We start from the raw sequence: 25,268 nt of genomic DNA, 5'->3' as shown, positions 1-25,268 counted from the left end.
CGTTTCATCATCTGCTGCCGTTCGAACTCGGCGGATGATAGCAACCCGTTCCTCGCATGCTTGCGCTTTGGGTTCACGATGTTCGCCGTTGCAAATGGGGGCTGCCACGCTTTATCGAACGTTCCGGCCCTTAAACGTGAAGATCTCTGTATTCTCCCACGCGCGAAACTTCCGGGGCAGGTCATGTGACGTATCTTGCCGATGGTGCCCTACCCTTCCCTGCTCAGCAGAGCTTCGCGCCTATAAATCAATTCGTGGATGTCTTCCGCTACGCCACTACTATAACTAGAATAGTGCATCGTATGCTGGTTTTTGGTCTACTTTAAAACTGTCTGGTCAGTTTCGTAGCACAGATTTCATGTAGGCGTTAGGGTCACGGATGTATGCTATCTGCTCAGCCATTCGATTTTCGAGGCGAAGAAGATCCCATAGCCCAAGTCTGCTTGCTGCGCTGGCGAGTACATTCTGGGCTATCCTAAGCATCTTGCCGAATTCAAAAGCGATCCTTGCGGTGTCTTTCACTGAGGTTGGTTCGTCATAGAATGCGTTGATCTGGGTCAGTGCTCCCCAGTCCGGACGATTGCTCATCGCTACGCCTATTTTTTTTGAATCTGAATATGGCTTAATGTGGCGGACATTTCGTCCGTCAGAGGCGGGCGTTTGGTCAGCCATCATGGTGTCGCCTATTTGGTTTGTGTCATGTCCGGACGAGACCTGAATAGCTTTGACCCTGTTGTGGCCAGTAGTTGCGCGTGCGGAGTAAGAAGGAGCCTCTGCTCGTGTCTCTAAACGTGGGTCGTTCGCGTCCTCCCGTGCTTCGGCACCTTTTGTTGCATGGTGGGTTAGGACTGCGGTCAGCTGTTTGAGCGCTGCCCGCGCCTCAACGATGGTGAGCGTGGTTCGCCGAACCATGTTGCGCAATCCGTCGACAAAGGTGCAGAGAGCCTCATCCAGCGGAATCTCGGTGCATGCAGCGCGGAGCCTAAGGATCTGGGATTTTAGTCCGCGCAGTTCATCCGCCTCTTCGCGGCGTCGTAGAGCAAGCGTGCGCAAGTCATCCGAGCGCGCGAAGAGCGGCGAGAGGTCCAGTCCGAATGCGCCAACTGGTTTTCCGTTCTGCATGATCGGGAAACGTTTCCCATTGGCACTATCGCGGCGGCGGATCAGCCCGGCGGTCTCCAGCTTCTCGAGATGTCGGCGCAACTGACGATCAGTGAGGCCCTTGGCACGGAAGCATAGAGTTTCATTGCTCGCATAGACAGTGAGCAGGTTAGTCGACGAGACTGGTACTTCACGCCCATCCGCGCCTCTGCAGGGAAGGCAACTTAGCAGGGCGTCTAGTACAACGACCGCACCTTGCCTAATGCCGAGGTCGCGGCTGCAAATGTTAACCGCGGCCATGATGTCTCGGCGCGAGATCGGCCGAAATGTTGGCTGTTGGGTGATCGAACCCATGCCGGGGAACGATTGCTCCACAGATTGGACACAGATTTGCTGTGCCCCGGCCGCTGCGGCCGTGGATGTGATGTGCGTCATGCTGGTCAGCGGACAAAACTATCCCGTTCGCTCGCAAGCGTTCCTCTTGATTCGCGAGTCTGGGGCTGCTAGATTCAGGGTGTCTAATCGAGAATGCGCTTCGGCGCGGCAGCCTCCGGAGCTTCGCGGCTTCGGGGGTTTGTTTTGCTAGCCTTTCCTCCTTTCTGCTCTGCCTCAGTCGTTTAATCTTTGTCCTGCGGAGAAATGGCTTTGAACTCCGCATAGGATTGTCTGATTAGGCCCTCCAAGCGGGTGTCCAGCCAGGAAGCGAACCCTGCACTTGTACCTCGGCGTTTCACCGTCAAAGTAACCGAATTGCTCCCGGTTCGGATCGTCACTCCGTCGACGAGGGTGTTTTCGGCGCTGCCATCATGGCGGGCCCCGCGCTTTGTTGCCTCATGAATGAGGAGATCCAGGCGCTCGTCCGAGGTCAGGCGCTCGTTTGCGGATTGCAGGATGACGCCGGCCGTCTTCTCGGTCAGCTTGCCGGCGATGAAGAGATCCGCCAGAGAGGTCCATTTAGGTCGCCCGGACTTTTGCGCGGCCCCTATGAGGGACCCGACATCGGCAGGGACAGCTTGGGTGATCTTCGTCAGATGTGAAAGTCCGGCGGAGGACAGGTTGAGCACTGCTTTCGCCGTGGTGGGTGAATGTCCGGCATCCAAGATCGCTTGCGCGAAACGGGCACGTTCGTAGAAGGAAAGGTTCCTTCGAGCGGCATTCTCAAGACCTTTGGCAATTAGTGCCGTAGCGTCATCCAGATCCTGAACGTTGGCTCTGACCTTGATGCCCAAGTCGCGACAGGCGGCGAGGCGACGGCGCCCATAAATAACTTCGTAGCGGCCTTCGACCTTTGCCTTTCTGACCAGAATAGGCACCTGCTGCCCTTGGTCCCGAATGCTGTTCGCAAGGCTGTCGAGACCGTCATCAGCTTCATCGTCGTTTACAGCTGTAAAGGGTGTCAGCCGGTCGACAGGCCCCCAGTCGTCAATCAAACCGGGCTCGATCTCGCGGATCGCTGCGAGAGATCCTTGCAGGGCGCCGAGCGCGGGCGCCGTGATTTTCGTCGATCGATCGGAAGCGGCGGTGGTGGACCGTGCGATCGTGCTCGCGATGCCGGTCATTCCGCTGAGCGATTTGCGAGCCATCACTTACGTCCCCAGGTTTGGCGGATCATTGCTTCAATCTCGCGGCCAACAGCGTCCATCGACCCCCGGGCCCTGTCATATGTCGCCCTTGTCATGTCGGAGCGAACCACCTCGTAGAGGGACTGCTTCAACATGGTGGCGTCGCTAATTGCGGTGCTCTTGAGCGCGGTGGCAGACATGACACGGTCTTGAAACAGTGCCCGCATAAAGGATGTAATCTGCTGGGATGGGATGTCTGTCGGTTCATCCCGCGTGATTAGCAGCTTGAAATGGTCATAGTCGAGCGCCGCACCTGCATCTTCTATGACCCCCATGTAAGCGCCTGCGAGTTCAAGGAACTGTGCTGTAGACGAAACGTCCAGCATCGATGGTGTCATCGGGACGATGATCGAGGTCGCGGCGGCCATCCCGGAAATTGTCAGGAAGCCGATCTGCGGGGGGCTGTCCATAAAGACTAGGTCGTAATCCGACTCGACCTGTGCCAGGGCATCGCGGATCCGGAGGTAGAATGGCTGCTCTTGGTTCGAGTGAGCCGCGGATTCAGTCTCAAATTCCGACAGCACGAGCCGAGAAGGGGCGATTGAGAGGCCTGGAAAATAGGTCTTCACGATCACGTCTGCCATCGAGGACGGGTTGTCGTATTTGATGGCATCGTAGATCGTCAGCCCGTCGAACTCGATTTCGGGGCTGATCCCGCACATGGACGTGAGGGAGCCTTGAGGGTCGAGGTCAACGACTAGAACCCGATAGCCTTGCAAGGCGAAGTAGTGGGCAAGGTGGATTGTCGTCGTGCTTTTGCTCGACCCGCCCTTGAAGTTCATCAACTGCCAGACTTGGAGCTTCTCGCCCTCGATCCTGTGTGGCAGGTAGTGTCCCTTCTTACGAGAGGTTCGCTCGAGTATGTCGCGCGCGTTAAGAACCTCTTGGCCGGAATAGTATCGCCGTCCCCCGCGGTTGATCGCCGGTTCAGGAAGGACGCCGTCTGTGTGGACTTTCCGCAGGAACTGGCCCGAGACATCGAGCAGTTCCGCGACCTCCGGCGCTGAAAACTCACGAAGTGTCTTCGTGTTGTCAGGAGCAAACGCGGCAAGCAAATGTTCCCTGATCGCGGCATTTAGTCGCTCAGAGATGTCGGTTGCAAGTGCCGACGGGCGATCCGCAGTTAGCGGTGTCACGGGAATCATCTGGTTGCCTCAAATCCGAAAATGTGGCCTTTTTCACGCCACTTGCTGACAAAGACGGCGATTCATTGCCTTATGTCAAGAGTTTCCTGTATATAGTGTCTGCTCTTGCAGGGTGCGTCTACATGCATGAATGGAATGCCCAGCCGGTTTACAGCTGTAAAAGTGGCGGCTCGCTGCATAGAGTATAGCCGCGCACAGTAAACTACTGGCGAATAGTAGAAGCGAGGGGCGAAGCCCCGTCCGACACCAAAGCAGAAGGCGCGAGGAGAGTGCAGCCTCTAAGCTCGGAGCGCGCCTCGCAGCCGCAGACTGGAATGCTCGCGGTTGGCTTGCTGGCGATGCTGAGATCGGACAGTTGTTCAGATTTGCTCAGCGTACCGGGGCGTAGGATATGCACGGCTCTTCCAGTCCAACATCACAACCCCGCCGCCTTCGTCAGATTGACCCGGAACCTGTCGCGCCGCCGCTGATATCTGCGGGTCATCTCGGCGCTGGCATGGCCGAGCTGCTTCTGCACATGACGCTCGTCGACTTCGGCGCTGCTGGCGAGGCCCGCCCGCAGCGAATGTCCCGCGAAGAGGGCAGGGCGGTCCGGCTCGGGCAGATCACCCCGCAGGCCCGCGGCAGCGGCGGCACGCTTGACCAGCCGCGCGACCTCGCGGTCGTTCAACCGCATTGGCCCGACGGCACGGCCCTGATCGGTCACCCGGCGGAACAGAGCGCCCTCACGGATCCGGGCGAAACTCAGCCATAGCTCCAGCGCCTCAACCGGGCAGGTGGCGGGTGTCGAGCCGCGGCCGATCTCGACCTCGCGCCAGCCGGTCTTGCCGCGCAGGCGCAACAGCAAGCCACCGGGCAGGATCTCGATCCAGCCCCGGCCGTCCTCGGTCTGGTCGCGGCCGAGATCGAGGCCGGTGATCTCGGACCGGCGCAGCCCGCCGGCAAAGCCGATCAGCAGCATGGCCCGGTCGCGCAGTCCGCGCAGGCTGCCGCGGTCGCAGGTCTCCAGCATGGCGATCAGATCCTCGGGCCGCAGCGCATCTTTCTGCCGTGGTGGGGCGGCATGGCGGTTGCGGATCCCGGCCAGCACGGTGGCGACATGGCGGTCGCGCCGGTCAAGGCTCAGCCCGCGTTGGGTATAGGCCCAGACCAGGGCCGAGAGTCGACGCTCGATGGTCGAGACCGCATGGACGCGGCCGCCGACGGACGGTGCGCCGCTGGCGCAGGCGGTGATGTAGAGCCCGACGAACTGCGGATCGGGCGCGAGTGCGTCCAGCCCTTCGCGCCGGCACCATCCGGCGAAATGCTTCCAGTCGGCGGCATAGGCGCGGCGGGTATTGGCGGAACTGGCGGCTTCGGCATAGCCCCGCGCGCGGTCGGCGAGATCGCGCAAAGCGGCGGGCTGGTGTTCTGGCGGGGCAGGGGGCGAGACCTCCCGGTTCGGTCGGCCAGGCTCTGTTGCATCGTCGGACATCTGCCATCTCCCTGGCGCCGCAGCGCGTCTGTTCCGGCCCACGCAAGCCGAGCGCCTCCGACCGGGGGCGCGGGTCTCACGCATACCGGCGCGTCCAGTCTCACGATGCCGCTCGAGAATCTCATGAACCCCAGCCTGCTTTTCAGGGAAGGTTTTGAATCTGATGTATCCCGGCGATCCGACGGATTTTTGCGCATCTGAGCGTGCGTTCTGCAGGCGTAGCTCAAAATATCCGATAATGCAACATTATCGGATGTCTTAGGGAAACGACAGGCGCGGCGCTTTCCGTCGAAATATCTGGTCTAAACCGCCGTAGTTCGCTACCGTGATCGCATGTCCGAGCTGTCAGAACCCGACCTGAACGCCGCGCCCGACCGCGCTGCCCTGCCGCGCTGGATCCGCCAGGGCGCGATGCAGGACAGCGTTGATCACGTGATGTTTTCCACCGGTGCGGCCCTGGCGCGGATCGATCCGTTGGTCCGCGCGCAGGGGGCGGCGCGCGGCCCGTGGCGGCAACGGCTGGCGCTGGACGCTGCGGTCGCCGTGGCGACGCTGGAGGGGCGGCCCGAGGGCGCCGTCCAACTGCGCGATGCCGTGGCGCTGACCCGTCCCGGCGATGATCCCGGTCCGGCCGGGCGCCTGCTGCTGGGCTGGCGCGCCTTGGCCGAAGCGCGGGCCTTGCGGGTTCCCGACTGGCCCGTGCGTCTGCCCGCCGCCTTCGATCTGCCGCCCGCGCCGCTGGCGTCGCTGCTGCGGGATATCGGCAGCCGTTTGCCCGGGCGCACCCTGCCGTTGCGCGGGGCCGCCGAAGCGGCCGGCGAGGTGTTCGCCCTCAGTCCGGCCCATCGCGGGTTGGCGCTGTGGCTGGCCGATGCCAGCCTGGCCCGGGCGCTTGGCTGGCATCGGCCCGTGCCGTTGCTGGCGACCGCGCTGCCCCGCGCCGCGTTTCGCCTGTCGGGCGAGACCTGGCTGCGGGCCTGCGCCCAGGCCTGGGGCAGGGCGGCCTTGGCCGCCATCGATCTTCACGCCGATCTCGACCGCCGTGCGGCCGCCTTGCACGCGGTCGCGCCGAAACTGCGCGGCAAGGATGCCGCCGCCACGGTCGCGGCGCTGCTCACCGAAGACGTGCTGACCGCCCAGGCCGGGGCAAGGGGCAGCGACCGCGCCGCGCGGCGGCTGTTCGACCGGCTGAGCGCGCAGGGTCTGGTGCGCGAGTTCAGTGGACGGTCCAACTTCCGGCTCTACGGGCTCTGAGCATGGTGCCGCTGGATACCGAACTGACCGATCTGCCGCAGCCGCTGCGCTGGCGGGAATGGATGGCCCGGGTCGAGGCGGTGCTGTTTGCCAGCGCCGAACCCGTCCCGCGCGCCGTGCTGGCCCGCGTTGTGGGCAGCGATTGCGCGCTGGAGCTGCTGATCGAGGACATCGCCGTGGAGCTGGCCGGGCGGCCCTATGATATCGCCCGCGTCGCCGGCGGCTGGCAGTTGCGCACCCGCGCTTGCTATGCCGACGCGATCCGCGCCGCCCAAGGGGACAGCGACGCCGCACGCGACCTCACCCCCGGCGAGGCGCTGGTCCTGACGATCATCGCCTACCGGCAGCCGGTGACGCGCGGCGCGATTGCGCGATTGACCGGGCGCGAGGTCAGCCGCGATCTGATCGGGCGGCTGTCGCGCCAGGGTCTGATCGCCCGCGGCCCGCGCAGTCCCGAGCCGGGTGCCCCCTACAGCTATGTCACCACGCCGGCGTTTCTGGCGCTGTTCGGGTTCGACAGCCTGCGCGATCTGCCGGATCTGGAGGCGCTGCAGGACGCGGGCCTGCTGGCCGAGGACGGCATCGATCTCGGAATGCCCATTGCAGGAGAGGAGTAAAGCGGACCGTTCGGCAATGGGGGCATATCGCTTGCGGGGGGGCGGAGATCCGCGTCGCAGGCGCGCGTCGGAGCGATGGAGAGGATGTGCTGGTATGACTGCTGAGCCGCGGGTCCCTGTGTGAGCGCCGGTTTAGCTGCGGTTTGCCGCTCAATGGCTGTAGAAGGTTGTCGCGGCACATTAGCAGGCCTTGTCGGCCGGATCCGCGACTCTTGGATCGACGAATGAAAATATCCAGCAAGCCCGGCCGAGCACTCCGGCGTGGATTGTCCAACAGCGATGGGCAGCATCCGCGCTCCAGGCGTTTAATCCCGCGATTTAATGGCGCGATCCTTTCTTTAGACTGGAAGGATGCCCTATGGGACAAGTTCGTCACGGCAGCGCCACGACCACGCACGCTGTCTGAGCAGCAATACAGCGATCGCAAGCTTCGCTCAGTTGAGCCAGGAGACCGAGCGGAACTGCTCGCATTTGACGCCTTTGTTGGGCGTCTCGCCATAAAGAGCCGTGCTGACGCACTTCGTCGCGTTCGCCGTGCCGTCGGCATTCCTAAAGCCCGACCCTTATCTGGCAGATCAGATCGACGATCTCCGCTGCGAGCTTTCTGCTCTCGGCCGTCAAGTGAGCCAGCTCGTGGCAGCAAAAAAGTACGAGCTGGGGCGCGGTCAGTAGCTGAAAATTAACGGAGATGTGTCGAAATGGGGCGGACGCACCCGCTGTCCGCAGGTCGCAAGTCTGGCGTTTGGGGCTGTACGGACCAATTGTCTGCATTTTCTTGGTGCCGGGATCGGGCTTTTCGTAGCGGCGCATGTACTGACGGCGGTGGGCGGTCCCGGCCTGTTAGATGTAGACGTCAATCCTAACCCCTTGCGCCATGCATTCTTTGATCCCACGTCTCATATGCTCGGCGGACGGTGGCAAATTTCCGATGCACCGGCGCTTGGCATCGACGCCCTGCCAATGGCGAATGCAGACTATCGGACGCTGCGCCGCGAGGCACCTGGATAGGACCCTGGCCCAGTGTCGTTGCAATGCTTTTTGGAAACCCATGGCCCTGCGCAGGGTCCATGGGTCTTTCGTTTCAGACGGTCGGAGATTTCAGCATCTCGGGCAGCTCGATGCCCTCGGCAGCGGACTTTTCTCGCGAGGCGATGCGTCGGGAACCGGGGATACGCGCGCCTTCTTGCGCTTCAATTGCGGCAGCCAGTTGTTCGATATGGCGTAGCACGCCGTCGCCTCCCAGCTTCTGCGGATCGAACACAATGATCAGCTGGCCGGTCGACGGCGGACCGCCTTTGTCGTCCAGAAAAGACGAAGCATCCGTCGCGTATTGCGCGCCGGTCAATCCCGCGGCCAGCAATTCAACCATCAACGCCAACGCAGTGCCCTTGGCATCGCCAAGTGGCAGCATGGTGCCCGCCAATGCCGCGACCGGATCGGTGGTCGGCTGGCCCTGCGCGTCCAGCGCCCAACCTTCGGGTATCGGGGTGCCGTTTTGCTTGGCCGCCAGGATATTGCCGCGCGCGACCTTGGACAGCGACATGTCGATGACGACCGGCGCACCGTTGACACGGGGGCAGCCGAACGCGATTGGATTGGTGCCGAACAGCGCCGTCGTGCCGCCCCAAGGCGCAATCGCGCCGGGGGTATTTGCGAATAGCAGCGAGGCCAGCCCTTGGTCGGCCAGCCGCTCGACCACAAGCCCCGCAGCACCGCAATGATGCGAGCGGTGGATCGCGGCGGCGGCGATGCCGGTTTCGCGCGCGATCGCGGGCAGCTGCTCGACCGCGAGCTCAAGCGCCGGATAGGCAAAGCCATGTGCAGCGTCGATCCGCAGGATCGAAGTTGCGGTCCGTGTCACCACCGGCACGGCGCGGGGATCGATCTTGCCGCTGCGCACCTGCGCCAGATAGCTTGGCAGGCGCGACAGGCCGTGACCTTTCAGGCCGTCGGCTTCGGCACCCACAAGAGCGCGCGCGACCGCTTGGGCGGAGTGCTCGTTGACGCCAGCTTCGCCAAGGGCTGCGGCGACTGCAGCCAGTGTCTGTTCGATGGTTGCTTTGGTCATGCCTGAGCGGGCTCCAGATGTTGCAGAACGTTTTTGACCGTCAGCCAGGACACGCGGTCATTGGATTCCACCGTCACGCCAGCGATATGCGGCGTCAGTACCAGATTGGGCACATCGGCAAAATCTGCACCCGCCGTGGCTTTCAGGGGCTCGGCTTCGAAGACGTCCAGCGCCGCGCCGCCCAGGGTTCCGGCTTTCAGCGCTGCGATGACAGCGGCTTCGTCCACGACACCGCCTCTTGCGGCATTGATCAGGATCGCATCGTCTCGCATCTTGGCGATGGCATCGGTGTCGATCATGCGGCGCGTGTCGTCGGTCAGCGGCACATGCAGCGACACCAAGTCCGATTTTGCCAGCAGATCATCAAGCGACGAAGGCGTGGCCTTGCCCCAGGGCTGGGACCAGACCGGGCTGTCCGCCGAAAGGAAGGGATCATAGGCGACAACCGACATGCCAAGGGCAACCGCCCGCTGCGCCGTGGCGCGCGCGATGCCGCCGAAACCGATCAGGCCCAGCACCTTGCCCGAAATCTCGCGCCCGGTCAGGCGATTGCGCGGCCATTCCCCGCCTACCATCGCGGCATTCGATTGATAGGCCCCGCGCAGCAGTAGCATGGCGGTCCCGATGACGTATTCCGCAACCGAGTCGTCGTTTGCGCCCAAGGCTGGGCATACCGCAATGCCGCGCGTCTTGCAGGCCTCCATATCGATATTGTCCAGACCCACACCAAGACGACCGACCACGCGTAGGTTCGGGGCCAGGTCCAGCAAGGCGGGACGGACCTGAGTGCGGTTGCGCACGATCAGCGCATGCGCCTTTGCCAGCAAGGGTGCAAGCGCTTCGGGCCTGTCCACAAGCGACGGATCATAGATCACGTCGCGACAGGCCAGCCCTTCGCGAACAGCGGCCTCGTCCATGAATTCAGTAATAACGATCATGTTGGTTCTTCCACATCTACAAGAGAAAGCCGGAGGCCCGGCGCCATCCGGCCATAGTTATTGCGCATTTGTGCCCAAGAGCTGCTGCCAGGTTTTGATCTCCAACTGAAGTTTGGCATCATGGGCTTCGGGACTGCGCTGGTCCGCGGGCAGCGTCGAGGTGCCGACAGCGGCAAAACGGTCGCGGATTTTCTGATCATCCAACGCGACCTGCAAGGCGGCGTTCAAAGCGTTTACAATTTCGGACGGCGTTCCGGCCGGTGCGTAAAGCCCGTGCCAGATGGTGAAATCGAACCCATCCAGCCCCGTCTCCTGCATGGTGGGCAGGTCTTTCAGCGCCTCCATCCGTTCGGCCGAGGTGACAGCATAGCCTTTTACGGTTCCGCCCTGAATCTGGGGGATCGAGGTTGTGGACTGGTCGCACATGACATCGATGGTGCCCGCCATCAGGTCGTTCATTGCGGGGCCGGTGCCCTGATAGGCGGCAAGCGTGAATTTCGCGCCCATTGCCTCTTGAAGCAAGACCGCGCAAAGATGCGAGTTCGAGCCGACACCGGCATGACCAAGCGAGATGTCTTCGCCGCCGTCACGCATTTTCTGGATCAGATCCCCCGCATCCTTGGCGTCGAAATCCTTGCGCGCGAGCAGGACCATCGGGCCTTGGTTGATCATGCCGACCGGCGCGAACGCAGTCGCGGTGTCATAGGTCAGGTTGGGATAAAGGCTTGCTCCCGCCGCCAGCGACACATGGGCGATCAGCAGCGTGTAGCCATCCGGATCGGCATGTGCGACCCGTGCCGCACCCAGCGTTCCCCCGGCCCCACCGACGCTTTCGACGATCAGCTGCTGGCCAAGCGTTCCGGACATCGATTGCCCCACCAGCCGTCCGATTGCGTCGCTGGGCCCCCCCGCCGCGAAAGGCACGACCAGATTTATGGGACGTTCGGGGTAGGTTTGCGCACCCGCCATTCCAGCAGCAAAGCTGACTGCGGTCGAGGCAAGCGCATACAGAAATTTCCGCACGTAAATTCCTCCCATGTCGTTGTTACCGCTCCTCCCCGGAGCAACAGGCAAGTTATCACCTCATTGCTCTTATATCAGAAGTCTTATATAATACTAGAGAATACTGTTTGGGATGCTTGGCAGTGGAGGGCCGCACATCTCGAAACACTCATAGGGAGGGGAAATACATGTCTCAAAACCCACAGCCATCCGCAGAGCTAAAGACGCATGATCCGCCTGCGGGACGTGGTGGACGGCTACTTAATCAGAACCTTATCGGCGGCCTTTGTCTGATCGGGCTTGCCGGGGCTGCGTTTCTGTCCATGAGCGGTTTGGCATCGGGGACATTGCGGGCGATGGGGCCGGGCGGCATGCCGCGCGGTACCGCACTGCTGATCGCGCTGATCGGGGCCGGGATGCTGATCGTCGGCGTCATTCGTGGCGGAGAGCCGATCCCCCGTATCGCAACGCGCGGGCCGCTGATCATCATGCTGGCATTGATCGTTTTTGCCCTGACGATCAGGCCGACTGCACTTGGATCATTTACCTCGCCGGGGATCGGTATCGTGGGCGCGGGACCGCTTGCCATCATGATCGCGGGCTTTGCCGAGCGGGATCGGAACTGGCTGGATCTTGGTATCTTGGCGGGCGCGTTGACCGCGTTCTGCATTCTTCTTTTTGGATACCTGCTGAACCTGCCCATGCCCGCCTTTCCGGTATCATGGCTCAAACATTTTCCCGGCTGGAGCCAGCGGGAGGTGATGCTGCTTGTCTCGTGCGCTTTGCTGGCCGTGGCGTTGGTCCTGTTCCTTGTGCGGCGCGGCCGCAAAAGTGAGGCGTGATGGAACTCATACAGAATTTGGGCTTGGGTTTTGCTGTCGCGCTGTCGATGCAGAACCTACTGCTATGCCTGCTTGGATGCCTGGTCGGCACGCTGATCGGGGTGCTGCCCGGTGTCGGGCCGATCGCGACGATCGCCATGCTGCTGCCGATCACCTTTGGACTGGACCCCGCAGGAGCCTTGATCATGCTCGCAGGGATCTATTACGGCGCGCAATATGGCGGTTCCACCACGGCTATTCTTGTGAATATTCCCGGTGAGGCGACGGCCGTTGTCACCACGCTTGATGGGCACGCCATGGCCAAGCGTGGGCAGGCTGGTATTGCACTGGGCATTGCGGCCATCGGGTCGTTTTTTGCTGGAACAGTCGCGACGCTGATCATTGCCGCACTGGGGAGGCCGCTCACTGAACTGGCGATGCTATTCCGTCCGGCCGAGTATTTTTCGCTGATGCTGATGGGATTGGTTCTTGCCGTGGTATTGGCCAGCGGCTCTGTCATGCGTGCGCTGGCGATGGTCCTTGTTGGCGTGCTGCTGTCCTGCGTCGGCACTGATATCGAAACCGGCGCGGCGCGGATGACGCTGGGCTGGTTCACACTGGCCGATGGGATCGACTTTTCGGTTCTGGCCATGGGCATTTTCGGCATCGCGGAAATCCTGCGCAATCTGGAGGTGACCGAGGCGCGTGACGTCGTGCGTGAGCGTATCGGTCGATTGCTTCCGGGCCGCGACGAGATGCGGCGAAGCGCAAAGCCGATCATGCGAGGCACTGGACTTGGTGCCATTCTGGGGCTGTTGCCCGGAAACGGCGCGGTCCTGGGTCCGTTTGCCAGTTACGCGGTCGAGAAGCGTCTGGCCAAGGATCCCTCGCGATTTGGCAAGGGTGCCATCGAGGGTGTGGCCGGGCCGGAATCTGCCAATAACGGTGGTGCGCAGACATCGTTCATTCCGATGCTGACCCTGGGCATTCCGCCTAACGCCGTTATGGCGCTGATGGTGGGCGCTATGACGATTTTCGGCATTGTTCCCGGTCCGCAGGTCATTACTGCGCATCCACAGCTGTTCTGGGGCATGATCGCGTCGATGTGGCTGGGAAACCTGATGCTTCTGCTGATCAACCTGCCGTTGGTCGGGTTGTGGGTCCGTCTACTGAAGGTGCCTTACCGCTTGATGTATCCTACAATTCTGGTCTTCTGCAGTGTCGGGATCTATTCGATCAACTCGCAGATCACGGATGTGCTGTTCATCGGCTTCTTTGGCTATATCGGCTATGTTCTGGTGAAAGTCGGGTTCGAGCCTGCGCCGCTTTTGCTGGGCTTTGTGCTGGGGTCGCTGATGGAAGAAAACCTGCGTCGTGCGCTGGTTCTGTCGCGCGGCGACGCGTCGGTGTTCATCACCAGCCCGATCAGCGCGGTTTTGCTGCTGATCTCGGTCGTCGTACTTGGGCTGGCGCTTCTGCCCAGCATCAGGCGCGATCGTGACGAGGTGTTTGCCGACGCTGATTGATTATAGAAACGCCGACCGGTCCATACAGGGACCGGTCAGCGTAATCTGCGATCCCGATGCTGGAAGCAGCATCGGGATATGCTTTTCAGGGGACCAGAACCACCTTCGGCGCGGCGATGCTGTTGCCGACGATCTCGGCAAAGGCCGTTGGACCGTCATGCAGGTCACGAATGTCCGACCAGTCGCACCGTCCCAGCTGGCCATCTATGATTGCGGCGGTGCATTCCTGAAAATCGGCGTGAGTGTAGGTGTAAGTCCCGATGAACGTGATTTCCTGCAAGGTCATGCGCCGGACGTTCAACCCGTCTGTCGCCTGTCCAAGCCCGATATGCAGGATGACACCACCCGGTCGCACGATATCGGAGGCGACCTGCCGGGTCACGGCAAAGCCGGCGGCATCGATCACCAAATCCGGTTCATGCCCTGCAGGTGCTGTATCGACGATGGAAAAATCATCGATCAGGGTCAGGCGTTCGCGTCGCGTGGCATTGGGTTCGACAATCGTGATGTCTGAGCTGCCCAGAGCGCGCGCCGCCAGCGCTGCGCCGAACCCGATCGCGCCGCCACCCAGGACCACTATGCGCGTGGCTGCCATGCCTAGGGCGCGGTTGCCCAGTTTGACCGCGTGCCAGCCACAGGCCAGCGGTTCGGCCAGGCATGCCACCGTTGCAGCCAGCCCATCGGGAATGCGAACCAGATTGCGCTCGGGTGAGGTGATGAAGTCGGCAAATCCCCCTTCCCGCGGCGGCATCGAAATGATCTGCCGGTCGGGGCACAGATTGTCGTGTCCTGACTTGCACGCCGGGCAGATGCCGCAGGTCGCAAGCGGGTTGACCGTTACGCGTTCGCCGGACCGTGGGCCACTGGCGATGGTGCCCGCGACTTCATGCCCCAGAATCAGCGGTGCTGGGCGCCGCTCATCATGGCCAAGATAGGCGTGGATATCCGAGCCGCAGATACCAACGGCATCGACGCGAATCAGAACTTCGCCCGTTTTGGGGACGGGGGCGCGCATATCGCGCATCTCCAGTTTGCGCTCGGCTGTATAGACCAAAGCCTTCATTTTGCGGTAAACCCTCCGTCAACCATCAGAATTTGGCCCGTTACATAGTCCGAGGCGCTTGAGCACAAGAACAGCAGCGGTCCGTCCATGTCACTGGGCTCGCCATTGCGACCGATGCAGGTTTGTGCGGCATTTTTCGCGGCCAGCGCTTCGTCGGCGAAGACGGCGGCGGTCAGCTCGGTGCGGAAAAAGCCCGGCCCGACCGCGTTTGCAGTAATGCCCATTGGTGACCACGCCTCGGCCATGGCGCGGGTCATTTGCGCCACGCCACCTTTTGACGCGCCGTATGAGATGCCGGCGGTAAAGGCACGATAGGATTGCAGCGACGCAAAGTTGATGATCCGGCCCCAGCGCTTTTCTTTCATCGCGGGCACAAGGGCCTGTGCCAGAAAAAAGGGCGTGGAAAGGTTCAGCGCCAACGTTATGTCCCAGCCTTGCGGGGTGACATTGTCCGCATGTTCGCGGGTGTTCACGCCGGCCGCATTGATCAGGATATCGGGTGCCCCGAATGCCGCTGCCGCTTGCCGGGCAAGCCCCGCCAGTGCGGCCTGATCGGTAAGATCGGCGGCAATGGGATGAATGAGCCCCTGACCTTGGCTTGCTAGTGCGGCCAGTTCGGCCTCGCGTCGGGCGATGGCAATCACTTTTGCACCGCGGTGCGACAGGGTCAGGGCGGCTTGCCGCCCCAGACCGCTGCTGGCCCCCGTGACGCAGGCAATTTTGCCTTCTACGGAAAACAGATGCTGTTCCATGTCAGGCGCTGGCGTTCAGTTCAAACTGCGTGTCGGGGAAGTATTTCTTCAGCCGGATATCGGCGGTGCGGGCATGTCCCTCCATCCCTTCCAAACGCGAGATACGCGCGGTCGCTTCGGCGATGGGCCGGGCACCTTCACGGGTGGCGCGCTGCCATGTCACGACTTTCATATATTTATGCACCGAAAGCCCGCCGGTATAGCGCGCAGCACCCGAGGTCGGCAGCACATGGTTCGGACCCGACGCCTTGTCACCGAACGCGACGGTGGTTTCCTCGCCCAGGAAAAGCGAGCCATAGCATTGCAATCTGTTCAACCACCAATCCAGATCGGCGGCCTGCACGGTCAAATGCTCGGGTGCATAGTTGTCCGAGGTCGCGGCCATTTCCTCGCGGCTGCTGCACAGGATCACCTCGGCGTAGTCGCGCCAGGCGGCTTCCGCATTCAAGCGGTTCGTTTCGGGCAGATCGGCGATCAACGCGGGCACCAGCTTCAGCACGTCCTGCGCAAGCTTTTCGTCGTCTGTCACCAGCCAAACCGGGGAATTATAACCATGCTCCGCCTGACCGACCAAATCGGCTGCGACCACCATAGGATCTGCGCTGGCATCTGCAAGGATCAGGCTGTCGGTCGGGCCTGCGAACATGTCGATGCCGACGCGACCGAACAGGATGCGTTTGGCTTCGGCCACGAACTGGTTGCCGGGGCCGACCAGTATGTCTGCGGGGGGGCAGTCGAACAGGCCAAACGCCATCGATGCAATGCCCTGGACGCCTCCAAGCGCAAGTATGCGGTCAGCACCACACAGATCGGCGGTGTAGATGATCGCCGGATTGATCCCGACGCCAGGACGCGTTGGGGAGCAAGCAGTGATGTATTGGCAGCCTGCCACTTTGGCAGTTGTCACTGTCATGATGGCCGACGCGACGTGGCTGTAACGCCCGCCCGGCACGTAGCAACCGACCGAACGGCAGGGGATTGTGCGTTGACCGGTTGTCAGCCCGGGAACCAGATCCAGCGAAAAGTCCTGCATCGAGTCGCGCTGCGCCTCGGCAAAGCGGCGCACATTGTCATGGGCGAACCTGATATCGTCTTGCAGCTTTTGCGAAACTTTGCTTTTTGCCTCGGCAATCTCGTCAGAGGTCAACACGATGTTGCCGTCGTATTTATCGAGTTGGATCGCATACTTGCGCGCCGCCTCTTCGCGACCCTCTTCGATCTCGCTCAAGATTTTCTGAACGATTTCCCTCGTTTCCCCAGAATCGCTCGTTGCGGTTTTCGGTGCTTTCTTCAAGTACTGCAGAGCCATGATCTTCTCCGGTTCTCATGATCGGCCGCATGCTTCAGGACCGCGTGTCTACGCGGCAGTTCAGCAGCATTACTTGGGCCATGAGGCAATGTAAGCGCTTGCATTTGGAGAATGCAAGCGCTTCCTTTCTGTTCTGGTATATTTATTCGAGTGCTGCGAAGGTGCACACAGAATTGAAAAAAAACGGGGGGTTAAGGTGTGGATGAGACGACGGCTCATGCAACGCTGGAAGATGTAGCGGCATTTGCCGGCGTATCTACGGCGACGGTTTCTCGCTGTATCAATTCGCCCGACCGCGTTGCTCCAGCGACCCGTGAAAAGATTACGAACGCGATTCGGGCGCTGAATTATTCGCCGAATTTTGGAGCGAAGGCGCTGGCATCACGCCGTACAGGCATTATCGGCGCGGTGATCCCGACGCTCGAGAACGCGGTCTTTGCTCATGGCATAGACGCATTCGAACGCGCTCTGCCTCAGGGTAAGTACTCATTGCTTGTCGCGTCATGTGGATATGACCTCAACCGCGAAAAACAGCAAATCGAGTCCCTCGTTGCGCGCGGTGCCGACGGTTTACTGTTGGTTGGTTTCGACCGAGATCCGTCGCTCTATGCCTGGCTGGCGCATCGCAGGGTCCCGTTCGTTCTGGCGTGGGCCAGCGGCGATTCGCATCATTTTGCCGGGTTCGATAACAAGGCGGGTATGGCAGCTATGATCCGCTTGGTGCTGGATTTGGGACATCGCAAGATTGCCATGATCTCCGGCCTGACTGATGGGAACGACCGAGCACGGGCTCGGCTAGAGGGGGTTCGCCAGTCTCTCGCTGACCGCGGCCTTGGTCTTTGCGGTGTGGCTGAGGTGCCTTACGGACTGGACGGTGGCGGCCAAGCTTTCACGGAATTGATGGTCGATCGCAGCATCACCGCGATCGTTTGTGGCAACGATGTGCTTGCAGCTGGGGCGTTGCGCGCCGCGCATCATATGGGTCTTGTTGTGCCTCGGGACATAACGATCACCGGGTTCGACGATATTGATATCGCCTCGATCACACTGCCCGAACTGACCACCGTACGTGTTCCGCACGCGCGCATGGGCCAAGAGGCCGCGTTGATGCTGCAGCGTCTGATCGAAGGTCAGGAGAGCGAAAGCGTTCTGCTGCCCACCGAGATTGTTGAACGCGGGACACATGCGCCGCCCGGTGGCAGATGACCGATTCGCGTGGCTGCATCGGTCCCCGATCACAGCCGCGAAATATGAAAAGCACTTTTTTCGCGCAAATAATTGAACTTATTTATTTAAATAACTGAATTCCAATCGGGTATATCTCAATTTTCAAATTTGCTCATGGAAATTATTTGACAGTCTTATACATCTATGTAAGCGCTTGCATATCTAGGGAGGATAAGAATGTCACGCAAAGCAGCGGTGGGCAGCGCAACGATAGTTGCCGCCCTTGCCCTGTGGTTCTTCGCGACCACTATGACACAAATGATCTCGCCCGGTCGTTTCCCGTCGCCGGCCGACACTTGGGTCGCATTCAAGCAGATCACAGGCGTAGGTTACGCAAATGGTGTGCTGATCGACCATGTGGTGCGTTCGGTGGTTTTGGTGACGCTGGGCTTTTTAGTTGCGATCTGCACAGGCGTGCCACTTGGCCTGCTGATGGGCTGGAGCCGCAAGGCCGAGGCCTTGATCAATCCGGTCTTTTTGGTGATCAGACCGATTCCGCCGTTGGCCTGGATCCCATTGGCTATCTTGTGGCTGGGCCTGGGCGATATGGCCAAGATTCTGGTAATCTGGTTTGCTGCTTTCGTACCGTCGGTCATCAACGCTTATACCGGCGTGCGCAATCTAGATAAGCCGTTGATCGAGGCGGCCCAGATGCTTGGCACACCTTTCTCGACGTTCGTTCGTGAAATCCTGCTGCCTGGGGCCAGCCCGATGATCTTTACCGGACTGCGTTTGTCCTTGCAGGCGTCCTGGACTACCCTTGTCGCTGCCGAATTGGTTGGTGCCATGACCGGATTGGGTCGTGTGCTGAACGCCGCCCAGCAGGACCTGTTTCCGGGAATGATCTTGGTCGGGATGATTGTCGTGACACTGTGCGGTTGGGTGATGACTGCCGCTTTGGGTGTTATCGAACGCCGAGCTCTTTCGTGGAACACCGCTACTAGGGCAGGGGATTAACATCATGCGGATCTTCAATACGCAGAATGTCATCGTTCTGGGACTTATCGGCTTTGGGGGCTTCTTGGGTTTCTGGACGCTACTCAGCGTTTCCGGGCTAATTCCCAGCTTATTCTTGCCGTCGCCTGCTTCCGTGATCGAGCGCTTCGTCTTTCTGCTAAGCCACCGGTTTGCAGGCGGCACGCTGATTGACCATCTATGGGCGAGCATGCTGCGCTTCGGGGGCGGCTTTGGTCTGGCGGTGCTGATCGGGGTTCCGCTGGGCCTGTTGATGGGCTGGTTCCGGCTGTTGGATGATATCGTGACACCGCTGTTTGATGCGGTCCGGTTCATTGCGCCGATCGCTTGGGTGCCATTTGCCGCGCTGTGGTTCGGAACAGGCATCGGCGGGCCGATCATGATCATTTTCGCTGGGGCCTTTCCCCCCTGCCTGATCAACGCCTATCGTGGGGCAAAATTCGCGGATCCCCGCCTGATCGAGGCCGCGCAGATGCTGGGCACGCCGGATCGGCGCATGATCACCGAAATCCTTCTGCCCTCGGCCGTGCCATCAATCATTGCGGGTCTGCGCATCTCGGCTGGTCTGGGGTGGCAGTCGCTGGTCGGCGCCGAGCTTATCGTCGCCTCGACCGGGATTGGCTATATGATGGTGCAGGGTCAAGGGAACGTATCGACGACGACCGTCATGGCCGGAATGATCGGCATCGGATTTATCGGCATGGTGATCGACATCGCACTTCGCCGCGTCGAAGAGGCTATTCTTCGCCGCCGGGGTCTTTCAGTATAACTTGAGAGGAATGGACATATGGGAGCGATCCGCTTCGATAACGTCGGCCGCATCTATGGCACCAAGCAGGACGGCTTTGAGGCGCTGAAGGGCGTCAACCTTGACATCGCTGACCGGGAATTCATGGCGGTGGTCGGGCCATCGGGCTGCGGCAAGACGACTTGTCTTCGCTTTGTCGCAGGTTTCGACCAGCCCACCTCAGGCATTGTCAGCGTGGACGGGGTTCAGGTGACAAAGCCCGGCCCCGACCGCGCCGTGGTGTTCCAGCAGTTTGCGCTGATGCCATGGAAAACGGTGTGCGAGAACATCGAATTGGGCCTGCGCAACAAGGGCGTTCCCAAGGCTGAGCGCATTAAAAAGGTCAACGATATCTTGGCACTCATGAGCCTGACGAGCTATGCGGACGCGTTTCCCCATCAGCTATCCGGGGGCATGCAGCAGCGGGTGTCGATTGCGCGTGCTTATGTGCTGGACCCCGAAGTCCTGCTGATGGACGAGCCTTTTGGCGCGTTGGACGCCCAGACCCGGGTCGTCATGCAGGAAGAACTGGTCCGTCTGGCGCGGCGCAACCCGCGCACCGTGATGTTCATCACCCACGCTGTCGAAGAGGCGGTCTATCTCGCCGATCGGGTGGCGATTATGGCTCGCCAGCCCGGACGCGTGAAAGAGATCATCGACATTCGCTCGGTCCGCGAGGCCGAGCGCTGGGATGACCACGAAAAGATCGAAGACGTGATGGATCTGGAGAGCTTCGTCCATCTTCGCACTCAGATTTGGCGCAGTCTGCGTCAGGAAAAGGCGATGGAGATCGCCTGAAAAAACAACGATCTGCGATCAGAATTTCGTTTGGGGAGGGAAGAATGAAAACTGGACTCTGCGCAACTCTTGCTTTGGGAGTGACGCTGGCAAGTGGGGTAGCCCATGCGGAATCCATCCGCATCAGCTATCTGCCGTCGCTTTACTGGGCGTTGCCGTTTTACGTCGCCAGCGAAAAGGGCTGGTGGGCCGAAGTTGATCTGGAACCGGAGTTCGTGACCTTCCCAGCAGGCGCGCCACAGATTGCTGCGGCGCAGGCAAAAGACTGGGATGTCGGAGGAACCGGCTCGGTCCCCGCTATCCTAGGTGCGTCGCGGTTCGGGCTCAAAACCATTGGTCTGACCAATGACGAATCCCGCACCAACGCCATCATGACAAGCAAAGCTGATGTCGCGGCGGTCAAAGCGGACCCCAGCGCTATCAAAAGCTTGCTTTTGACAACCAACTCGACCGCGGACTTTACGGCCCGTGCCTGCCTGGAAAAATGGGGTGTCGATCCCAAATCGGTCGAATTTGTCAATCTGGCTCAGGCGCAGATCATTTCGGCGGTGATCAGCGGCAACGGTCGCTTTGCCGCCGTCTGGGCGCCCAACACCTACACGCTGCAGGAGCGCGCGGATTACGACTATCTCTGCTCTGGTGCCGATGCAGGTGCAGTCGTTCCAGGCGCATTGGTCGCGCGCGATGACTATGCGACCAGCAATCCCGAACAGGTACAAAAATTCCTCGCGGTGTATCTGAAAAGTATTCGCTGGATCAAAGAAAACCCTGATGAGGCCAAAGATCTTCTGGTAGATTTCTACTATGAAGGCGGCGTCGAGATTTCAGATGCCGGTGCCAGCGCCGAGTTCGAGTTGCGCCCGACATTTACGCTGGACGAACAGGTTGCGCTGATGGCTCGCGATGGCGGATCCTCGGAGATGGATGGCTGGTTCACAAGGATCGCGGAATTCATGACCACCGTCGGGACCATCACGCAGGCACCGGATGCGACAAGCTATATCGACCCAGGCTTTATGCAGGTCGTCAAGGAAAACCCTGAACTGGTGAAGTTTGTCAGCGCCGATTAGCAACTCCTTTGCCTAAAAAGATGGCCGGGCATAGACCCGGCCATTGTCATTTCTGCCCAAGCTTCAGGTCAGTGAAACCTGATAGACCATCGTGTCAGTCCTGCAGAGGCTTCGTCGGCGCTCCACTTGGCGGCCCATGATGTCAAACGCAACCCGATCTACACAAAGCAGAGGCATGCCGGGAGGCACGCCAAGTGCTTGGGACGTATCATCGTTAGCCAGAACAGACGAAATCGATTCGTCTGCGCGCAGGATGATGCAGCCGTAACTTTGCTGATACAGCACATACAGCGTGTTCGGCAGCGGCGCGCGCTGATCCAGCCCGGAAAAACGGATTGTTGAAACGACGGTCGTCTCGAAAATGCTGGGAGTTCCTCGCAGGCTGCGCACTCGGCGGATTTCAAAGACACGCATAGGCGCGCCATCCAGCGTCTCACGTTCCAATGGCAATGCGGGGCGCTCCGTCACCTCTTGGCTGACCAGTTCTGGACGGATCATTTGACCGTCCGGCTGCCGCAACCGGAAAAAGTTGAACAGCGAACTTTCGGGGGTTCTGGCTGTCACAAAGGTGCCGCGACCTTGCTCACGCCGCACGATGCCAAGCTGTTCCAGCATCATAAGGGATTTGCGCGCGGTGCCTTGGGATACACCCGTCTCGGCGGCGATCTGCATTTCGCTGGGCAACATTGATCCGGGCAGCAGCTCGCCCGTCGATATCTGCGCAACGATTTTATCGATCACCTTTCGGTAAAGAGGTTCGTTCATGTCCGGGTCCTTAGCTTTTCCCTGACCCTATCACGCGAGTGTCACGATGCACAGGAATTATAGAATAAGTCTTGTATAAGATGTCATATACATGATAAGCAGGACTCGTAGGGAAATGCTGTCATCCAGAGGAGGGACCTTTGAGCAATATTCCGCAACTTCTTGTTCACGATCATGCCGATAACGTTGGCGTCGTCGTCGTCGAAGACCTGAAGGCAGGCACCGAGATGCTGTGCGTCGTCACGTCCGACAACTCGGATTTCCGCCTCACTGCCAAGGCGGACATTCCCATCGGCCACAAGGTGGCGGTGAAGGCTTTGAAGGCCGGCGACACGGTCATCAAATACCATGAGGACATCGGGAAAATGGTCGGCGACGCCGAAATCGGCGGCCACGTCCATACCCACAACTGCAAAACGAAACGGTGGTAAGCCATGGCTTTTGATTTCAGCAGCGCGACCGTCAAAGCATGGCGCCGTGAGAATGGCCGCGTCGGCGTCCGCAACCACGTCCTGATCCTGCCCGTCGACGATATCTCGAACGCCGCTTGCGAAGCGGTCGCCAATAATGTCAAGGGCACGCTGGTCATCCCGCACGCCTATGGCCGTCTGCAGTTCGGCGAAGATCTGGAACTGCATTTCCGCACCATCATCGGCACCGGCGCCAACCCGAACGTCGCCGCAGTCGTGGTGATCGGCATCGAACCGGAATGGACGAAAGTCATCGTCGACGGCATCGCCAAAACGGGTAAGCCCGTCACCGGTTTCTCGATCGAACAAAAGGGCGATTTCGAGACCATCCGTCAGGCTGGCTGGAAGGCCAAGGAATATGTCCACTGGGCGTCCGAGCTGCAAAAGGAAGATTGCCCGATCTCGGATCTGTGGATTTCGACCAAATGCGGTGAAAGCGACACCACCACCGGCCTGTCGTCTTGCCCGACCGTAGGCAATATGTATGACAAGCTGCTGCCGCAAGGCATCTACGGCTGCTTTGGCGAGACCTCGGAAATCACCGGCGCCGAGCATATCTGCGAGAAACGCGCAGCAACGCCGGAGGCGGCTGACAAGTTCAAGAAGATCTGGCAAGCCTATTCGGACGACGTGATCTTCGCTCACCAGACGGACGATCTTTCGGACAGCCAGCCGACCAAGGGCAACATCCTGGGTGGCCTCACAACAATTGAGGAAAAGGCCTTGGGCAACTTGGAAAAGATCGGGCGCACGTCGACCTATATCGACGCGATGGGGCCTGCCGAATCGCCGGAGAAAGGGCCGGGGCTCTATTTCATGGACAGCTCGTCGGCTGCTGCGGAATGCGTCACGCTGATGGCTGCGGGTGGTTACGTTATCCACACCTTCCCGACCGGGCAGGGCAACGTCGTCGGCAACCCGATCGTGCCGGTGATCAAGATTTCCGGCAACCCGCGCACCCTGCGCACCATGTCGGAACACATCGACGTGGACGTCACGGGTGTGCTGACCCGTGAACAGACCATCGACCAAGCTGGCGATGCACTGATCGAGATGATCATCCGCACTGCAAATGGCCGCTTCACCGCTGCCGAGGCTTTGGGCCATCGCGAATTCTCGATGACAAAGCTCTATCGCAGCGCCTGATCACTGTACGACAAGACACCAGCCCTGACCAACGGGGCTGGTGTATATCTTATGCCGCAGTCCGGCCATCGGCTACCGGCGACTGCGCAGCAATCCACGCGTAACGCGCGGCCCGCAGACAAAGCATGCGATCGGCCGTCGGGCGACCCGCTGGAGTCTTCTCATCAGATGCTCGGATTGAAGCAATGGAAAAATCAGCAAATTGGGCGCAATTCTCGGGCCTCAGGGCACGATGGACGCAGGGCGTGATAACGCTGTTTCCCGGCATGGCCGTCGCGTTGCTGGTCGCCGTGTCGGCGCAGTTCTTGTCCGAGCATTATGGCGCGCCCGCGATGTTGATGGCCTTGCTGATGGGGCTTGCTTTGAACTTTCTGGCTGAAAAGGGCACCCGGACGGCGGCGGGCGTCGAATATTCCGCGCGGACGGTGCTGCGGATGGGGGTCGCGCTTTTGGGGGCGCGTATTTCGGTCGATATGCTGACCGATCTGGGCGGCGCGATGATCATGCTGGTGATCGGCGGTGTCGTTGCCACCATTCTGTTTGGCTTGATCGCGGCTAGGCTTTTCGGCCGCGGCTGGCGTATGGCGCTGTTGTCAGGCGGCGCGGTGGCCATTTGTGGCGCGTCGGCCGCAATGGCCATCGCTGCGGTTCTGCCCAAAACCGATAAATCAGAACGCAATCTTGCCTTTACCGTTATGGCCGTGACGGTTCTGTCTACCGTCGCGATGATTGCCTATCCGCCTCTGTCCTCCTGGTTCGGGTTTGGCCCGCTGGAATCCGGCGTCTTTCTTGGCGGCACGATCCACGATGTCGCGCAAGTGGTCGGCGCAGGTTTCTCGGTCGGGCCCGAGGTTGGCGAAACGGCAACCGTAGTCAAGCTGATCCGTGTATCGATGCTTGCGCCCGTGGTGCTGGTGTTTTCGTTGGTGATCCGCGCCGGCAAACTGGACGGCGACGCGCCTGAAGGAAAGCGGCCGCCGCTGCTGCCGTCTTTCGTTATCTGGTTTATGGTCTTTGCTGCGCTCAACTCATTCGGTTTGGTCCCAGAATCCGTCTCGACCTTGGCGGGGCATCTTAGTCGTTGGGCCTTGTTGGCAGCGATTGCCGCTGTGGGGATCAAAACATCGCTGGTGCGCATGCTTGAGGTCGGGGGCTCGGCGATCGGTTTGGTCGTTGCGAACACCATCTTCCTCGCCTTCTTCATCGTCGTTGGCGTTCACCTGATCGGCTGAAAGGATTCCTGTGATGTTCAACAAGATTCTAGTGGCGAACCGTGGCGAAATCGCGATCCGCGTCATGCGCGCGGCGAACGAGCTTGGGAAGAAGACGGTTGCCGTT

General features: G+C 60.5%; 25 protein-coding genes. 14 read left to right on the top strand and 11 right to left on the bottom strand.

Annotated elements, in window-relative coordinates; all coding sequences use genetic code 11:
- Positions 1–336: 336 nt before the first annotated feature.
- The 4 genes from FN835_RS18930 to FN835_RS18915 all read right to left on the bottom strand — a co-directional run bounded on the left by FN835_RS18930 (position 337) and on the right by FN835_RS18915 (position 5,342).
- Positions 337–1,536: a helix-turn-helix domain-containing protein gene (locus FN835_RS18930; protein WP_142664805.1), complete on the bottom strand. Its 1,200-nt coding sequence runs from the start codon at positions 1,534–1,536 to the stop codon at positions 337–339.
- Positions 1,537–1,718: 182 nt separating this feature from the next.
- Positions 1,719–2,684 carry a plasmid partitioning protein RepB gene (gene repB / locus FN835_RS18925; RefSeq protein WP_142664804.1) on the bottom strand — a complete coding sequence of 322 codons (966 nt, stop codon included), beginning with the start codon at positions 2,682–2,684 and terminating at the stop codon, positions 1,719–1,721.
- Positions 2,684–3,868 carry a plasmid partitioning protein RepA gene (gene repA, locus FN835_RS18920; protein WP_142664803.1) on the bottom strand — a complete coding sequence of 395 codons (1,185 nt, stop codon included), beginning with the start codon at positions 3,866–3,868 and terminating at the stop codon, positions 2,684–2,686. The genes repB and repA overlap by 1 nt, the downstream gene beginning before the upstream one ends.
- Positions 3,869–4,283: 415 nt before the next feature.
- Positions 4,284–5,342: a tyrosine-type recombinase/integrase gene (locus FN835_RS18915; RefSeq protein WP_142664802.1), complete on the bottom strand. Its 1,059-nt coding sequence runs from the start codon at positions 5,340–5,342 to the stop codon at positions 4,284–4,286.
- A gap of 333 nt (positions 5,343–5,675) precedes the next feature.
- Here FN835_RS18915 and FN835_RS18910 point away from each other — a divergent pair, with 333 nt between their 5' ends.
- From FN835_RS18910 to FN835_RS18900, 3 genes are all read left to right on the top strand, one after another.
- On the top strand, positions 5,676–6,596 hold the full coding sequence (locus FN835_RS18910) for a DUF1403 family protein (RefSeq protein WP_142664801.1): 921 nt from the start codon (positions 5,676–5,678) through the stop codon (positions 6,594–6,596).
- Between the two features lie 2 nt (positions 6,597–6,598).
- Positions 6,599–7,213 (top strand): SMC-Scp complex subunit ScpB, encoded by a 615-nt coding sequence (gene scpB / locus FN835_RS18905; RefSeq protein ID WP_142664800.1) that lies wholly within the window; start codon positions 6,599–6,601, stop codon positions 7,211–7,213.
- 690 nt (positions 7,214–7,903) lie between these two features.
- Positions 7,904–8,221 (top strand): enolase-like domain-containing protein, encoded by a 318-nt coding sequence (locus tag FN835_RS18900; protein ID WP_246098810.1) that lies wholly within the window; start codon positions 7,904–7,906, stop codon positions 8,219–8,221.
- A gap of 73 nt (positions 8,222–8,294) precedes the next feature.
- Here FN835_RS18900 and FN835_RS18895 read toward each other — a convergent pair whose 3' ends face one another.
- Genes FN835_RS18895 through FN835_RS18885 form a run of 3 tightly spaced genes read right to left on the bottom strand, consistent with a single transcriptional unit; the run spans position 8,295 to position 11,242 of the window.
- Complete coding sequence (locus FN835_RS18895; RefSeq protein ID WP_142664799.1) at positions 8,295–9,281, bottom strand: Ldh family oxidoreductase; 987 nt, start codon at positions 9,279–9,281, stop codon at positions 8,295–8,297.
- Positions 9,278–10,219 (bottom strand): hydroxyacid dehydrogenase, encoded by a 942-nt coding sequence (locus tag FN835_RS18890; RefSeq protein ID WP_142664798.1) that lies wholly within the window; start codon positions 10,217–10,219, stop codon positions 9,278–9,280. Before FN835_RS18890 ends, FN835_RS18895 begins: the two co-directional genes overlap by 4 nt.
- A 57-nt stretch (positions 10,220–10,276) precedes the next feature.
- Positions 10,277–11,242, bottom strand: coding sequence for a tripartite tricarboxylate transporter substrate-binding protein (locus tag FN835_RS18885; protein WP_246098809.1), 966 nt, complete (start codon positions 11,240–11,242; stop codon positions 10,277–10,279).
- A 167-nt stretch (positions 11,243–11,409) separates the two neighbouring features.
- On the opposite strand from FN835_RS18885, the gene FN835_RS18880 reads away from it, so the two are divergent.
- The gene (locus FN835_RS18880) at positions 11,410–12,063 is read left to right on the top strand and encodes a tripartite tricarboxylate transporter TctB family protein (RefSeq protein WP_142664796.1); all 654 of its coding nucleotides are present in this window, start codon (positions 11,410–11,412) and stop codon (positions 12,061–12,063) included.
- Positions 12,063–13,568, top strand: a complete 1,506-nt coding sequence (locus tag FN835_RS18875; RefSeq protein WP_221930486.1) for a tripartite tricarboxylate transporter permease — start codon at positions 12,063–12,065, stop codon at positions 13,566–13,568. Before FN835_RS18880 ends, FN835_RS18875 begins: the two co-directional genes overlap by 1 nt.
- Positions 13,569–13,653: 85 nt before the next feature.
- Here the strand turns inward: FN835_RS18875 and FN835_RS18870 are convergent, their stop codons facing one another.
- The 3 genes from FN835_RS18870 to hisD are packed head-to-tail and all read right to left on the bottom strand — an operon-like array spanning position 13,654 to position 16,692.
- On the bottom strand, positions 13,654–14,631 hold the full coding sequence (locus FN835_RS18870; RefSeq protein WP_142664794.1) for a zinc-dependent alcohol dehydrogenase: 978 nt from the start codon (positions 14,629–14,631) through the stop codon (positions 13,654–13,656).
- The gene (locus tag FN835_RS18865; protein WP_142664793.1) at positions 14,628–15,383 is read right to left on the bottom strand and encodes an SDR family NAD(P)-dependent oxidoreductase; all 756 of its coding nucleotides are present in this window, start codon (positions 15,381–15,383) and stop codon (positions 14,628–14,630) included. Before FN835_RS18865 ends, FN835_RS18870 begins: the two co-directional genes overlap by 4 nt.
- Before the next feature lies 1 nt (position 15,384).
- A complete protein-coding gene (gene hisD, locus FN835_RS18860) occupies positions 15,385–16,692 on the bottom strand; it encodes a histidinol dehydrogenase (protein WP_142664792.1) in 1,308 nt (435 codons plus the stop codon).
- 198 nt (positions 16,693–16,890) lie between these two features.
- Between hisD and FN835_RS18855 the strand changes: the two genes are divergently transcribed.
- The 5 genes from FN835_RS18855 (at position 16,891) to FN835_RS18835 (ending at position 21,549) form a co-directional block, all read left to right on the top strand.
- The gene (locus tag FN835_RS18855) at positions 16,891–17,898 is read left to right on the top strand and encodes a LacI family DNA-binding transcriptional regulator (RefSeq protein ID WP_142664791.1); all 1,008 of its coding nucleotides are present in this window, start codon (positions 16,891–16,893) and stop codon (positions 17,896–17,898) included.
- A gap of 198 nt (positions 17,899–18,096) precedes the next feature.
- Positions 18,097–18,876 (top strand): ABC transporter permease, encoded by a 780-nt coding sequence (locus tag FN835_RS18850; protein ID WP_142664790.1) that lies wholly within the window; start codon positions 18,097–18,099, stop codon positions 18,874–18,876.
- On the top strand, positions 18,821–19,663 hold the full coding sequence (locus tag FN835_RS18845; RefSeq protein WP_221930485.1) for an ABC transporter permease: 843 nt from the start codon (positions 18,821–18,823) through the stop codon (positions 19,661–19,663). Before FN835_RS18850 ends, FN835_RS18845 begins: the two co-directional genes overlap by 56 nt.
- A gap of 18 nt (positions 19,664–19,681) precedes the next feature.
- Positions 19,682–20,479, top strand: a complete 798-nt coding sequence (locus tag FN835_RS18840) for an ABC transporter ATP-binding protein (RefSeq protein WP_142664789.1) — start codon at positions 19,682–19,684, stop codon at positions 20,477–20,479.
- A gap of 44 nt (positions 20,480–20,523) precedes the next feature.
- The gene (locus tag FN835_RS18835) at positions 20,524–21,549 is read left to right on the top strand and encodes an ABC transporter substrate-binding protein (protein WP_142664788.1); all 1,026 of its coding nucleotides are present in this window, start codon (positions 20,524–20,526) and stop codon (positions 21,547–21,549) included.
- Between the two features lie 63 nt (positions 21,550–21,612).
- Here the strand turns inward: FN835_RS18835 and FN835_RS18830 are convergent, their stop codons facing one another.
- The gene (locus FN835_RS18830) at positions 21,613–22,314 is read right to left on the bottom strand and encodes a GntR family transcriptional regulator (protein WP_142664787.1); all 702 of its coding nucleotides are present in this window, start codon (positions 22,312–22,314) and stop codon (positions 21,613–21,615) included.
- 140 nt (positions 22,315–22,454) lie between these two features.
- Here FN835_RS18830 and FN835_RS18825 point away from each other — a divergent pair, with 140 nt between their 5' ends.
- The 4 genes from FN835_RS18825 to FN835_RS21795 form a co-directional block, all read left to right on the top strand.
- The gene (locus FN835_RS18825; RefSeq protein WP_142664786.1) at positions 22,455–22,745 is read left to right on the top strand and encodes a UxaA family hydrolase; all 291 of its coding nucleotides are present in this window, start codon (positions 22,455–22,457) and stop codon (positions 22,743–22,745) included.
- 3 nt (positions 22,746–22,748) lie between these two features.
- A complete protein-coding gene (locus FN835_RS18820) occupies positions 22,749–23,930 on the top strand; it encodes a UxaA family hydrolase (RefSeq protein WP_142664785.1) in 1,182 nt (393 codons plus the stop codon).
- A gap of 266 nt (positions 23,931–24,196) precedes the next feature.
- The gene (locus tag FN835_RS18815; protein ID WP_246098812.1) at positions 24,197–25,162 is read left to right on the top strand and encodes a YeiH family protein; all 966 of its coding nucleotides are present in this window, start codon (positions 24,197–24,199) and stop codon (positions 25,160–25,162) included.
- 13 nt (positions 25,163–25,175) lie between these two features.
- Positions 25,176–25,268, top strand: a 93-nt coding sequence (locus FN835_RS21795; RefSeq protein WP_142664743.1) for a biotin carboxylase N-terminal domain-containing protein, incomplete at its 3' end; no start/stop codon positions are given.

It is taken from the genome of Paracoccus laeviglucosivorans, assembly GCF_900182695.1.
GTDB classification, from domain to species: domain Bacteria; phylum Pseudomonadota; class Alphaproteobacteria; order Rhodobacterales; family Rhodobacteraceae; genus Paracoccus; species Paracoccus laeviglucosivorans.
Note: the sequence above shows the minus strand (reverse complement) of the source record. Positions and strands in the feature narration are given on the sequence as shown.